This is a genomic window from Gardnerella sp. DNF01198P, assembly GCF_049244165.1.
In the GTDB taxonomy this organism is placed as follows: domain Bacteria; phylum Actinomycetota; class Actinomycetes; order Actinomycetales; family Bifidobacteriaceae; genus Bifidobacterium; species Bifidobacterium swidsinskii.
Window position 1 is genome coordinate 1389979 of the sequence record NZ_CP058382.1, and the last position, 14864, is coordinate 1404842.

Below are 14864 nucleotides of genomic sequence, written 5' to 3' on the forward strand. Positions count from 1 at the left end.
GTTATTGCCTATAAGCAATCGCTCATAAACCAAGGATGCTTATAAGCCAGTCGAAAGTCTTTTCGCCGTGACCACTCCGCTTGCGTTTCTTGCGCAAACTAGACTTTTTGACTTTCGGCCGTTTTTTCGGACGATTTTTAATCGCCTTAGCTTCCTCACGCGCAAGATCTTCTCTGCGTACAGCGCTATCTTTCGCGCTACTTAACTCTCTATCTTCTTCGCTACTTGCAGCACTACTTGCAGCACTACTTGACTCGCTATCTTTCGCACTATCTTTCGCACTATCTTTCGCACTATCTTTCGCACTATCTTCTTCGTCTTCCTTCTTTTTCTTCTTAACCGGCAGACCAGCCCACCAAACGTAGCCGCCCACAACGCACAAACTACCAAAGCAGCCCAAAACCCACCACGGGAATCGCGGAACATCCGGCTTCTTGCCACGAAGTGCCTTATCCGCCGCAGGCGTTGGCACAACTCGCTCACCAGTCACCAAAATGCGCTGCGTGTTAATGCCGAGCGGCGTGCAAGTAATAAGTGTCACCAAATCCTTGCCAGGAACAGCTGCAATCTTCTTCGTCTCATCAGGGTTCACAACGATTTTGTCAACTACCTTGTAGGTGAGAATCTCGTCGAAAACCTCAATTGTAAAAGTGTCACCTTTTCCAACTTCGTCCAGCCTTGTGAACATTTCCGCACTTGCCAAACCGCGATGCCCCGTAATCACAGAGCGCGTGCCCTTGCCGCCAACCGGAAGCGAAGTTCCACGCAAATGACCAAGACCTTTCAGAAGAGTGGCATCTTCTGTGCCGTGATACACAGGCAAATCAAGATCAATTTTTTTGATTCGCAAACGAGCCATCAACCCGTCGTCGTTCACTTTCAACTGATCCCAATAATCCTGACTCGCATCGGAAGTAACTCCGTGAGAAGTCGGTATGTTAGTATTTGCTTCGTAAATAGCACCCGACGAAAGCTGACTGTTATACTCACGAGCGCGGCGGAGCTGCTCATGCGGAGCAGGAACAGCATGAGTTATAAGCTTCGCGTACTCAGCAGCAACTTCCGACATGTGGTATTGGCTTAGCCACATGGCGGCGTGCGGATAAATAAGCGACGCAAACGACGCAAGCAACAGCAAAGCAGGGACTATGCAGGACTTAGAGAAGTGCCAGTTTTTGGCGTTGTTGCGCGAGTTTATTTTCGATATTCTTTGGTATCGTCTATGAGTTTTGGCTGATGTTCTTGTTCTTTGGGCTTGACGAGACTGGAAAATTTGTGTTTGCGCAAGCTCCCGTCCTTCGTCGCTTTGGCTGTTAAAGGCTTTACTGTCTGCTTTGTTCTTAAAAGAACGTAGCTTCCTCAGTCCTCTTTTATTGCTGAACACAATTTTTCCAGCCTCTCAACATACTAAACAACAACACAAAACTCATAGACTCGTGCAAAAGTTACGCAACTGCGTGGTTTACTAAGTGCAACTAGAGTCGCACAATTAAGCTGCGGATGGGTTGGTGGTGAGTGTGTTTGATGTGATGTGCGCAGTAGCAATGACGCTAGTGTTCTTTAAGCAATAAATACTCAACGTCCGCAGAGCATTAATGTTAAAGTTCGCTAATCGATAAATAATCGCCGTTAGCAAAGCATTGGCGCAAAGCTACAGAAGCAACTTCAGCAGAGCAAAACTACAAAGCTACAAAACCACTTTTCGCAGAAGCACTGGCGCAAAGCTTCAGAATCTTCGTTTGCAAAGCAATGATGCAAAGCTTCGGACGCAACGTTTGCAAAGCACTGATGCAAAGCTTCGGAAACATTTGCTGAGGAATTTCCGGCGTTTGTTATCGTTTTTGCGTTGTTTGGGAACATTTGCCGGAGAATTTCTTGCGTTTGCGCTCCGACCTGACTGCGCAACTAATCAGCTCAAACCGGTTGCACAGCTTGTTTCGAAACCAAACTGCGCAACCGGCAGAGCAAATCAGCTGGAACAACCGCCCAAGCAACTCAGCCAGCCGAGCGAGTTTTACTCCTGTTCTTGCTCCTTGCGACGCTTCATCACAACGTAGAAGAGCGTGCCAGCGATGCCAACAATGCCGCAAACTGTCAAAATCACCAAGCCGCGAGCACCGGTCATTGGCAAGTTGCTAAGGATTTTGTCGAGTTCGGTTGCCTGGGAGTTGACAATCTCGTGAGCGTTGTCATTATTAAGACCTGCTGCTGCCTGTTCTTTGGTTTCTACTTTAACCTCGTAGCAAGTTGGGGTTTCATTCAGTTTGAAGCCAGCAGGAGCCTTGGTCTCAACAACGCAGTAAATCTTGGAAGCAACATCATTAGTACCAATGAACAAGTTTGCAGTGGTTACACCATTATCATCAGTTGCTTTAAGCTTGATAGCGTTGGCATCGTTTGTACCTTTATCAAGCTTTCCATCAATAGTTTCCTTAGTTACATTTTCACCTGAAACATCGGTAAACTTTGTACCTTCTTTAACTGGGTAAACAGTGAACTCTGCACCCTTTAATGGCTTCTTGCCCTTAGCTTTATCAGCAGCATCATTAACCTTGGTGATCTTCAAGGTAGCAAAATGCGAAGTACCGTGAGGGTTCTTATCGCACTTCTTCGGATCTTCCTTAGTTGGAACACATGGATGCTCCGGATCACCGTTATCACCAATCTTGCTGTCATCAATCCAGCCGTTAATCGAGTTGGTAACGTTCTTGGTATCCTTAGCGACCTTCGTCTTTAAAGTAACTTTCAGAACATAAGTACTTCTACTGAAATCTTCAGAGAGCGTATTCAGCCTAGAGTCAGAAAGACTAAACGTTACTTTTTTCTTATCGGTACCAGTCTCAACCTTGTAGTCAGTATTTTCGGTAAGAGATACATCACTTGCTGTAGAACCAGTCGCTTTCCCTTTCTTAACAAGCTTAACTTCAGCTAAGCTATCATACGTCAAACCTTCAGGAAGAGAATCGACGAATCCAATCTTCTTATAAGCTTTATTGTCAGAAGGAGGAGTCAAAGGCATAGAAATATCCCATGGAATAATAGCGTCTCCATCATCAGTATAAAGCTTGGTTGGAGTCTTTGGCGTCTTACGAGCAACGTCGTCACTGGTGTCGTTCTTTGGATACACATTGACGTCGTACAACCATTCCCATGTATTTGCAGTCTTGTGAGGCAAAGGCGTTGTGATGAAGAATGGATCAACCTTACCGGTAACAGTTACAGGCTTCCACACTCCCTGAGCATCCTTAATTTGAGCACCCTTTGTGTCAGATTCTTCAACGTAGTAAAGCGATTCGGCAAGCTTATCAAACTTTGTGGAACCATCTTCACCAGTTGTTTGTTTTTTGCAATCAGTATCGACCGTTACGAATTTAGCATTATCACCTTTGAGGAATGAAGCTGCATTCTTCGTAGCAGAAGAAGGGTCAAGCTCCTGGATGTCTTTGATTTTCTTCCAGCCTTCAGCTGTAGACAAATCAATCTTCTTGGCATCAGCATCTTTGCCTTCCTTAAGAGTGACCTTGCAAACTTTGAACTCAACACCCTTAACTGGCTTCTTATCCTTAACAAGATTACTCTGATCAGATCCATCAGATCTAGTATCAGTTGCAGGACTTTGGTACTTGTGAATGGTTATAGAAGTACCATTGTCTTTTTTAGTATCATCGATGTTTCCAACATTTGCACCATCTTTACCCTGTTCACTATTCGCCCATGCGATGGATCCAGCGATGCAGCAGGTACCGAGCGTGCAGGAGGCAGCTACGAGTGCCACGGCGCGTTTTAACTTTGAAGTCTGTAGACGCATATTTCCTCTCTTCAATAAGTAAACTAATCGTCTTACATCTTTATTTAGGCTCAACAGCAGGTTACAAGCTAAACAAAAGGTTATGACATATTAACAATTGTGTCGTTATGACATACTGACAATTGCATTGACGACAGCATCAGTGCAAACACACAGATGCGAACGCAGAAATACAACTGCAAACTTTCATCATTTAGCTATTTTTCGCAAATTGCGCGATAACGCTCAACCGTGAGTACATATAATATTAATCGATATTTAAACGAAAAATGAGATGTAGTATAACACAGTCAAATGTTTATGTTTCTGAGCATCTACCCCCCCCCCCGGTACAAAAATCGTTGAAAAACAACGGGTTTGAGGGGTGTCAAATAACCAGCTCTTTTTGTTTTTTGCGTTTTTTATTTTTTCTCAAAACTCAAACCATCGGCGTGTCGCATTGCCCTTGCTTGAAGCTGCATTGCGCGCTTCAAGCAAGCTCAATGCGGTAGCGCTTGCATAATGCGGAAAGCCCACTGGGCTTTCCACGCGCGACGACCTGCTTGAGCGCAGCGATTTAGCGCGCGAAAGCAACTCGGAACGCCGAGCTTGCTCAGAGTTGAAAGCACAGTGTGCTTTCAACGCAAGCGAGGTCTGCCTTCGTCAACAAAGACGAAGGCAGGGCAGGCTAGTGTGGCTGTGCTTTAGAAATTATGCTGGGCTTTCCACGCAAGCGCGCACACGATTGTGCTTTCTTTATATTCCTAACGAAAAGTCAACCTGTCGGAATTTCCAACAAGTTCGTTTGGAAAGTACAAGGCAAGTTGAGCGCTAAATCGCAGCGCTAAAACACGTCAACGCGCATTCGGCACAAACTCAATCCTACAAGTCGCGTTCAAAGCATTTGCAATACGATTCAAAAGCGCAATAGTCGGATTCCTCGAACCATTTTCCAACCTGCTAATATCCGACTGACTTATACCCGTCTTCTCCGACAGCTCAGCCTGAGTCAAACCAGCCCTTTTTCTCGCCATCACAAGCGACATAGTCAAGTCTCTTTCCGGCTGAAGCGCATCATACTCTTTCTTGAACTCGGGATCCTTCATAAGCTCGTCCGTGAGTTCATGCAAATCATTCATTCGCGTTTCCTGCACTGCACGCGCTCCCTGCACTGCGCGCATTCGCCGCAACTCTTGCTTTTCCTACAACTCTTGCTTTTTCACTGTAAAAAATCACATCAAACAATTCCCCAACCCCCTGTTTATGTTATATATAGCATAATAGTATATGCGCGTCTTGTCAAAACAAGCAACCAGAGACCCGCGCGCAGAAACAGTACAGTCAAGTCCACAAACACGAGGAAGAATGCGCACAATTGTGGACTTACACACGCTCCAAGTCCACAAACACGGGATAAAGTGCGCGCTTTTGGGGACATACACCCCACCTAAGTCCACAAACTCGCGCAACTTCACACGCACCTAAACGCATCATGCTTCTTTATCAACAAGATATAATTTTGTCAAATCAAATAGAAAAATGTGCGTATAAAAAATAACTTTTATCCACATTTCTAAAGATATATTGCAACTTGAATCATATAAAAATAGCATCATCAGCATGAAAGATTGTAAAACGTTATCAGGCATTTTGGAATCAGAAAATCAAGGCTCATGCTTTATGGCATCGTGTACTCAATCGCGCAAAATTCTGCGCAAACAATTAAAATCCGGCTATCTCGTTGAACCGTACTACGGATTGTACGCAAGGCGCGCACATTGGGAAAACTTATGGTACATAGATAAAGTGCGACACATAGCTATTACTCTCGCTAAAAAAAATAAAAATAAAATCTTGGAAATATACCGGAGAATCTGGCGCAGCACTACTAGGACTAGACATAGTTGAAGAATACAAAAATCAATCAAAACAAATAAACATATACGTGTCATGTCCATATCCAAACAAAACTGCTGAATCAACAAATGAGAAAGCTGTAAGAAAGATAGAAAAACGGCAGCTTAAACGCGTCCACCTTCCAGACATTATTGAAGACGAGAATGGAATTAGGCTCGAAGAAAATCATAAGAAGCACGATGACACTCAATCGTCAGCTTCTAACGAAGCTAATAAAGATACGAATGACACTATAAAAATCCTAAAAACTTCAACATTCGGGCACATTAAAACGCCAGAAGAAAGCGCAATTGATCATGCCGCTAGTATCTACAACATTCTATTTGTTGAAGCATGGACCAAACCATTTAGAATTGCTCTGCCAACCTTTGACTCGGCATGCCGAAAAGGCTTTGATCTTGAGAAAATTCACAAAACTTGTTGCGAATTTTACGAATTTGCGCGCTATCAACAAGATGCTCAACCATTCTATAATCATCAGTATTTTGAAAAATCTCAAAACCCTTATTTTGCAAACATTGACGACACTGATATTTTTGCACGACTGCGGCTTCTTTGTAATTTTGCGTCACCAAAAAGCGAAAACGCTGGGGAATCTCTGGCAAGAGCCGCAATGCTTGAATTGGGCTTTATTAAACCTTATTTACAATATGAATTCCAAAATAACAATAATCCAGACTGGCCACTGCGCGCCGATTTTGCATGGAAGGTTAATGAGAGTCTTATAGTTGGAGAATTAGATGGAACAGATAAGTATTTAATTGGATGCGGAAAAAATTTAAATTGCGATATTAATCACAACTCTTCTGATAATTTTATTGATGGTGATTTTGGCAGCGCAAACAGAGCACTTAAATACGATCGTAATGCTGTGAAACGAGAACGCAACAGAGAACGAATTATTTACGAATGTGGAGCAAGTAAGATTGTGCGCTTCGATTTTGCAGATGTTGTAGATTCTAGAAAGCTTGAGAAAAAACTGTTATCTGCAGGTGTTCCAAAAGTGCATGTGTGAAAAAGGTGGACAATGCGAGCATTTGGGGACTTACACCCCACCCAAGTCCACAAACGCGAGGAAGTATGCTCGCTTTTGGGGACATACACCCCACCCAAGTCCACAAACCCGAGGAGGGATGCTCGCTTTTGGGGACTTACACCCCACCTAAGTCCACAAACCCGCGGAAAAACCGCCAACGCGCAACAAAAAAGGAGCTTCAAGCCCGAAAGCTTGAAGCCCCATTTTTATATCAGACTAGCGTCACTCAGCTTCGTCGCCGTAATCACCCTGACCACCCTGATCATCAAGGTAATCATCTGGATTAAAGTCGTCGCCGAGCTTCATGTCGCCAAAATCAATGTTGGAGAAGTCAACATCGCCCATATCGCTCTCACCGAAGTTCGAAGGCGTGCTATCTGCACCACCCAAACCAAAGTTCGGATAAATAGAGTCACGCACCTGAGGATCCGGCTCCACGTTAGCGTTGCGGTAACGCGCCAAACCGGTACCAGCTGGGATGAGCTTACCGATAATCACGTTCTCCTTCAAGCCCTTGAGGTCATCTTCCTTCTGGCTTAAGGCGGCCTCAGTAAGCACGCGCGTAGTCTCCTGGAACGATGCTGCAGAAAGCCAAGAATCCGTAGCCAAAGAAGCCTTGGTAATACCCATAAGCTCTGGTCGACCAGCAGCAGGCTTGCCACCGTTCTTAACGGCAGCCAAGTTTGCCTCACGGAACTTTGCCTGATCCACAAGCTCACCTGGAAGAAGATCCGTATCGCCAGAATCGATCACCGTAATACGGCGAAGCATCTGGTGCACAATAACTTCAATGTGCTTGTCGTGAATATCAACGCCCTGAGAACGGTAAACGTTGTGAACTTCTTCCACAATATTCACCTGAGCTGCGCGCGGACCAAGGATTCGCAAAATCTTCTTAGGATCCACAGAACCCTCAATCAGCTGCGTACCAACGTCAACATGCTCGCCATCCTTTACCAGCATTGGCGCACGACGCGTCACAGGGTAAACGATTGGCTCAACCGTAGTGTCGTCTGGAGTCAAAGTCACCTGACGACCATGGTCAGTATCCTCAACCTTCACAACGCCTGGGAACTCAGCGATTGGAGCCTCACCCTTAGGAGTACGAGCCTCGAAAAGCTCCGTAACACGAGGAAGACCCTGAGTAATATCAGAAGCCGAAGCGACGCCACCAGAGTGGAAGGAACGAAGCGTAAGCTGCGTACCAGGCTCACCAATGGACTGTGCTGCAACAATACCAACAGCCTCGCCAACATCCACGAGTCGGCTCGTAGCCAAGGACCATCCGTAGCACTTTGCGCAAACGCCGCGCTTAGATTCGCAAGTAAGCACAGAACGCGCCTTAACTTCCTCAACGCCGTGCGCAACCAAATCGCGCAAAACGTCCATAGAAAGCGCATCTCCGCACTTTGCCAAAACTGTAGTGCCGTCAGCAGGATCGAGCACGTCTGCAGCAAGCAAGCGCGAGTATGGACCGCCATCAGCAGCCTTAACAAGCGTCAAATTGCCGTTTTCGTCGCGATCAGCAATCTTCATCATAAGACCGCGCTTAGTGCCGCAATCTTCTTCGCGCACGATTACTTCCTGCGAAACGTCCACAAGACGACGAGTCAAGTAGCCAGATTCTGCCGTACGAAGTGCGGTATCTGCCAGGCCCTTACGAGCGCCGTGCTGGGAGATGAAGTACTCCAACACGGACAAGCCGTCGCGGTAGTTTGACTTAACAGGTCGAGGAATAATCTCGCCCTTAGGGTTTGCCACGAGACCTCGCATACCAGCAATCTGGCGAATCTGCATCCAGTTACCACGTGCACCTGACTGAACCATGATGTTCACGTTGTTGTCGTCGTGGAAGTTTTCGCGCATTGCGTCTGCAACCTTGTCGGTGCATTCAGTCCACAAGTTGATCAACTCTTGACGACGTTCTTCGTCGGTAAGAAGACCCATATCGTATTGAGAGTTGATTTTTGCAGCCTGATCCTCGTAATCTTGCGCGATTTGTTCGCGATTTGGAGGAAGCACAATGTCGGAGAATGCCATTGTTACGCCAGACCAAGGAGCACGAGTAAAGCCGAGATCCTTCAAAGCATCGAGTGTTGCTGCAACTTGAGCTGTAGAATAGCGGGTTGCGATTTCGTCGACGATCTTAGAAAGTACGCCCTTTGGCACCTGCTCGTTTACGAACGGATAGTCGACTGGCAAAGTTCCGTTGAACAAAATGCGTCCGCAAGAAGTTGCAAACAGTACAGTTCCGTCCTTAAAACGCTCTTCGCACACAACGTCCGGGCTGCCTGGCTCAGGGTCAACAACCTTAAGCTCAGCAGGCTCCCAATTCTTTGGCAATACGAAGTCTGCAGGAACTCGAATCAGCACCTTAGCTTGCATGTCAATCTCATGCTTGTCGAGAGCCATTTCAGCTTCAGCAAGCGAGGAGAAAATACGACCCTGACCCTTTGCTCCGTCAATTACGGTAGACAAGTAGTAAAGACCCAGAATCATATCCTGAGAAGGCATTGTAACGGTGTGACCGTCTGCTGGCTTCAAGATATTGTCGGAAGCCATCATCAAAGTGCGTGCTTCGGCTTGAGCTTCGGCAGAAAGCGGAAGATGCACTGCCATCTGGTCACCATCGAAGTCTGCGTTGAATGCTGCGCAGGCAAGTGGTGGCAGGTGGATTGCTTTACCTTCAACCAAAATTGGCTCAAATGCTTGAATACCCAAGCGGTGAAGTGTAGGTGCGCGGTTAAGAAGCACAGGATGCTCGGAAATAACTTCCTCCAAGACGCCCCAAACTTCGGAGTCGCCGCGATCTACCAAACGCTTTGCGCTCTTCATATTCTGAGCGAAGCCCTGATCTACCAAACGCTTAATAACGAACGGCTTGAAAAGCTCCAATGCCATTGGCTTTGGCAAACCGCACTGATGCATGCGAAGGCTTGGACCAACGACGATTACGGAACGGCCGGAGTAATCAACACGCTTACCGAGCAAGTTCTGTCGGAATCGACCTTGCTTACCCTTAAGCATGTCGGAAAGCGACTTTAATGGTCGGTTGGATGCGCCGGTTACTGGGCGTCCACGGCGACCGTTGTCGAAGAGCGAATCGACTGCTTCCTGAAGCATGCGCTTTTCGTTATTAAGCATAATCTCAGGAGCACCAAGCTCAATAAGTCGCTTCAAACGGTTGTTACGGTTGATTACGCGACGGTACAAATCGTTTAAATCGGAAGTTGCAAAACGACCACCATCGAGCTGAACCATTGGTCGCAAGTCTGGTGGGATTACTGGAATTACGTCCAAAACCATAGCTTCTGGCTTGTTTCCAGTAGTCAAGAACGCGTTTACAACCTTCAGTCGCTTCAAAGCGCGAGCCTTGCGCTGACCGGTTCCGTTGTCAATTTCTGCGCGAAGTTCTTCGGCAGCAGACTTCAAATCGAAATCTTGCAAACGCTTCTTAATAGCTTCAGCACCCATGCAGCCTTCGAAGTAATCGCCATAGCGATCTTCCATCTCGCGCCACAAGTCAACGTCGCCTTCCATATCGCCGGCACGCAAGCCCTTGAAACGATCGAATACGGCGTTCAAACGCTGAATTTGCTCGTCATAGCGAGTACGAATAGCAGACATTTCGCGTTCTGCACTAGCGCGCAACTTAGATCTTGCAGCACCTTTGCCTTCACCAGATTCTTCCAGCTCATGCAAGTCTTCTTCAACTTTCTTAGCGCGCGCTTCAATTTCGTTATCACGACGCTTGCGAAGGTTGCCGATTTCTGTATCGAATTCGTCTTGCAAATCTGGAAGATCTTGGTGACGCTGCTCTTCGTCGACTTTCGTAACCATGTAGGCTGCGAAGTAGATTACTTTTTCAAGATCCTTAGGTGCAATGTCGAGCAAGTAGCCCAAACGGCTTGGCACACCCTTGAAGAACCAAATGTGCGTTACCGGAGCTGCAAGCTCAATATGACCCATGCGTTCGCGGCGAACGCGACTGCGGGTAACTTCTACGCCGCATCGTTCGCACACGATTCCCTTAAAGCGCACGCGCTTATACTTGCCGCATGCGCACTCCCAATCGCGAGTTGGACCGAAGATCTGCTCACCGAACAGACCGTCCTTCTCTGGCTTTAGGGTACGGTAATTAATGGTTTCTGGCTTCTTTACTTCGCCGTGGCTCCAGCTACGGATATCTTCGGCGGTTGCCAGTCCAATCCTCAGTTTGTCAAATGCGTTGACGTCCAGCACTCTTATCGTCCTGTCTCATGAAATTGTTTTTAACGTTTCTTAATTTCTTAAAGTGTGTTCGTTACCGAATCACTGGTATTCAGGTTCAACAGCAATCTGATCTTCCTTGGCGGACGAATCTGGTCGAGCGCCAATATTGAAGCCAAGATCGTCGGAAGATGAAACTGGGTCGTCCTCTTCATCCTTCATGTCGATTGCGACGCCTTCAGCGTTCAACACCTCAACATTAAGCGAAAGCGACTGCATTTCCTTAAGCAACACCTTGAATGATTCAGGAATGCCAGCTGGTGGCAGGTTATCGCCCTTGACGATAGCACCGTACACGCGCACACGACCGTCGACGTCATCAGACTTCGTAGTCATCATTTCGTGCAATGTGTAAGCAGCACCGTAAGCCTCGAGCGCCCACACTTCCATTTCGCCGAAGCGCTGACCGCCGAACTGAGCCTTACCACCCAACGGCTGCTGGGTAATCATGGAGTAAGGACCAGTGGAACGTGCGTGAATCTTATCATCAACCAAGTGATGCAGCTTCAAAATGTACATGTAGCCCACAGAAATTGGCTTCGGGAATGGCTCACCAGTACGACCGTCGAATAAGGTTGCCTTACCGTCAGAGCCAACAAGCTTGTCACCATCGCGATTTGCGAGTGTTGTAGAAAGCAAGCCCTTCAAAGTTTCTGGTCGCACGCCGTCGAATACTGGCGTTGCAACTGGAGTGCATGGATCGCCATGCTCAGCACCTTGCGGCACGTACTTCTTCCAAGCTGCTTCCAAGTCTGGATCCAAGTTAATATCCCAGCCAGCGTGAGCAATCCAACCCAAGTGAAGCTCGAGCACCTGACCCAAGTTCATTCGAGAAGGCACACCCAACGGGTTAAGCATGATGTCAACTGGAGTACCATCAGCCAAGAATGGCATATCTTCTTCTGGCAAAATGCGGGAAATAACACCCTTGTTGCCGTGACGACCGGAAAGCTTATCGCCTTGCGTAATCTTACGATGCTGAGCAATGTAAACGCGAATCATTTGGTTCACGCCGTTTGGAAGCTCGTCACCGTCGTCTTCAGCGTCTTCACGAGTGATTTCCTTAACTGCAATCACAGTACCAGTCTCGCCGTGTGGCACGCGCAAAGAAGTATCGCGCACTTCGCGGCTCTTTTCGCCGAAGATTGCGCGGAGCAAACGCTCTTCTGGAGTAAGCTCGGTTTCGCCCTTAGGAGTTACCTTACCAACCAAAATATCGCCAGCTTCGACTTCAGCGCCAATACGAATAATGCCGCGCTCGTCGAGATTTGCAATCGCATCTTCGCCAACGTTTGGCAAGTCACGAGTAATCTCTTCGGAACCAAGCTTGGTTTCGCGAGCGTCGATTTCGTATTCTTCAATGTGAATAGAAGAAAGCGTATCGTCTTGCACAAGACGCTGGGAAATAATCACAGCATCCTCGTAGTTGTAACCGTTCCAAGGCATGAACGCAACGAGCAAATTCTTACCCAATGCAAGTTCGCCCTTTTCGGTTGCAGGACCGTCTGCCAAAACTGTACCAGTTTCAACGCGCTCGCCGTCTTTAATAAGCGGCACTTGGTTGTAGCAAGTAGTCTGGTTAGAACGCTGGAACTTTGAAAGCTTATAGCTGGACTGAGTTCCATCGTCGTTCATAACGCGAATAATATCTGCAGAAACGTAAGTTACTACGCCCGGCTTTTCAGCCAAGATTACGTCGCCAGAATCAACTGCTGCACGCCATTCAGAACCGGTACCAACAAGTGGTCGCTCCGACTTAATAAGCGGCACAGCCTGACGCTGCATGTTCGTACCCATCAATGCGCGGTGGCCTTCATCGTGCTCCAAGAATGGAATCAAGGAAGCGCCGAGAGAAACCATCTGACGTGGGGAAACGTCCATGTAATCTACAGTGCTTACAGGCACATCGACTGCTTCTTCTTCGTCCACGCGAGCAAGTGCTTGAGTGCCGACGAAGTTGCCGTTTTCGTCGAGTTCCTGGTTTGCTTGAGCAATAACGTGCTCAGCTTCACGATCTGCAGTCATGTATTCGACTTCGTTAGTTACGTGACCATTCACAACCTTGCGGTATGGGGTTTCGATGAAGCCGAATGGATTGATGCGTCCGAAGGTTGCCAAAGAACCGATAAGACCGATGTTTGGACCTTCTGGGGATTCGATTGGGCACATACGTCCGAAGTGGGATGGGTGCACGTCTCGAACTTCCATAGAAGCGCGATCGCGAGAAAGACCACCAGGACCAAGTGCGGAAAGACGACGCTTGTTCGTAACGCCTGCCAAAGGATTGTTTTGATCCATAAACTGGCTGAGCTGGGAAGTTCCGAAGAATTCCTTAATAGTTGCGTTTACTGGACGAATGTTAATCAAGGACTGAGGAGTAATTGCCTCTGCATCCTGAGTTGTCATACGTTCGCGCACAACACGCTCCATGCGGCTTAAGCCGGTACGAAGCTGATTCTGCACAAGCTCGCCAACCTGACGAATACGACGGTTGCCGAAATGATCGATATCGTCAACGTCAACGCGCAACTGTACGTCTTGACCGTCGCGCTTACCTGGGAAGGTTTTTTCGCCAGAATGCAACGTTACCAAGTACTTAATAGTTGCGATAATATCTTCGCGATTCAAGCTGCGATCGCTGTAATCTGCTTCAATACCGAGCTTGCGGTTGATCTTATAGCGACCAACTCGAGCCAAATCGTAACGCTTTGTGTTGAAGTAGAAGGAATCGAGAAGATTGCGACCAGCTTCTGGAGTTGCAGTATCTGCAGGGCGAATCTTACGATACAAATCGGTAAGTGCATCGTCTTGCGTTTCAATAGGCTCTTTTGCGAGCGCATCCAAAACAAGTGGGTATCCTTGGAAAGCATCTGCAATTTCGTCTTTCGTCATGCCAATAGCCATAAGGAATACGATTGCAGACTGCTTACGCTTGCGGTCAACGCGAACGCCTAAAACGTCACGCTTGTCGATCTCAAACTCCAACCATGCACCACGGCTTGGGATAATCTTCGCACCGAAAACATCCTTGTCGGAAGTGCGATCTTGTGTACGATCGAAGTACACGCCTGGGGAGCGCACAAGCTGCGAAACGATTACTCGCTCGGTGCCACCAATAATGAATGTGCCGTGAGGAGTTTGCAATGGGAAATCACCCATGAAAACAGTCTGGCTCTTAATTTCACCAGTTTCGCCGTTTTCAAACTCAGCATTCACATAAAGTGGAGCAGAATAGGTGTAATCCTTTTCCTTGCACTCGAGCACAGTGTGGCGTGGCTCTTCAAAGTATGGATCAGAGAATGTGAGGCTCATTGTCTCAGCAAAGTTCTCAATTGGGGAAATCTCCTGGAAGACTTCGTCGAGACCAGAAACATGAGGCACGGTGTGAGTTCCGTTTGCTTCATCTTCTGCAACGCGCTTCTTCCAGCGTTCAGAGCCGATCAACCAATCAAAGCTGTCGGTTTGCACGCCGAGGAGGTATGGCACATCAATAGGCTCACAAATGGAGCCAAAATTCACACGATCTGACGCTTTATGCAACTTAATATCATGTTCGTCAGCACGTGCGATGACTTTCGTGGTGCTCGTCATAGCTTGTTCAGCAGCCAATGGACGTTCCTTTATCACTCGCTAGTTAACTATTTAATCTTTGAAAAACTAAAGAAAATCGCGGCAAACGAAACTGCCAAATAAGCAAGTTGCGATGCGCGGGCGCCTTCTTCGGTTCCATGAGCATGCCCGCTATATGACACACCTTACACAGAACCTCTACTTTACCAAAAACTAAAGACTTTTCGCCGCTATCACCACGCCAATAAAAACCGACAATAAACGCCGGAAAAGTTGCGCGCGTTT

At 47.3% G+C, this 14864-nt stretch carries 6 protein-coding genes; 1 reads left to right on the forward strand and 5 read right to left on the reverse strand.

From position 1 onward, the window contains the following. Window positions 1-22: 22 nt before the first annotated feature. The 3 genes from HXT44_RS05925 to HXT44_RS05935 form a co-directional block, all read right to left on the reverse strand. Window positions 23-1207: a class C sortase gene (locus HXT44_RS05925; RefSeq protein ID WP_421783221.1), complete on the reverse strand. Its 1185-nt coding sequence runs from the start codon at window positions 1205-1207 to the stop codon at window positions 23-25. Window positions 1208-2014: 807 nt separating this feature from the next. Further along, entirely contained in the window at window positions 2015-3775 is a 1761-nt protein-coding gene (locus HXT44_RS05930) for a SpaH/EbpB family LPXTG-anchored major pilin (RefSeq protein ID WP_421782795.1), read from the reverse strand. Between the two features lie 866 nt (window positions 3776-4641). Beyond that, the gene (locus HXT44_RS05935; protein ID WP_240318917.1) at window positions 4642-4941 is read right to left on the reverse strand and encodes a helix-turn-helix domain-containing protein; all 300 of its coding nucleotides are present in this window, start codon (window positions 4939-4941) and stop codon (window positions 4642-4644) included. Window positions 4942-5732: 791 nt separating this feature from the next. Here HXT44_RS05935 and HXT44_RS05940 point away from each other — a divergent pair. Next, on the forward strand, window positions 5733-6719 hold the full coding sequence (locus tag HXT44_RS05940; RefSeq protein ID WP_421782797.1) for a hypothetical protein: 987 nt from the start codon (window positions 5733-5735) through the stop codon (window positions 6717-6719). Between the two features lie 243 nt (window positions 6720-6962). Here HXT44_RS05940 and HXT44_RS05945 read toward each other — a convergent pair whose 3' ends face one another. Continuing rightward, window positions 6963-10982, reverse strand: coding sequence for a DNA-directed RNA polymerase subunit beta' (locus HXT44_RS05945; RefSeq protein ID WP_421782798.1), 4020 nt, complete (start codon window positions 10980-10982; stop codon window positions 6963-6965). Between the two features lie 69 nt (window positions 10983-11051). After that, window positions 11052-14600 carry a DNA-directed RNA polymerase subunit beta gene (rpoB, locus tag HXT44_RS05950; protein WP_032835542.1) on the reverse strand — a complete coding sequence of 1183 codons (3549 nt, stop codon included), beginning with the start codon at window positions 14598-14600 and terminating at the stop codon, window positions 11052-11054. Window positions 14601-14864: the final 264 nt, after the last annotated feature.

What these genes read in the sequence shown, in the direction of transcription:
- rpoB (WP_032835542.1), bottom strand. Translation starts at nt 14,600, where the DNA reads ATGACGAGCACCACGAAAGTCATCGCACGTGCTGACGAACATGATATT.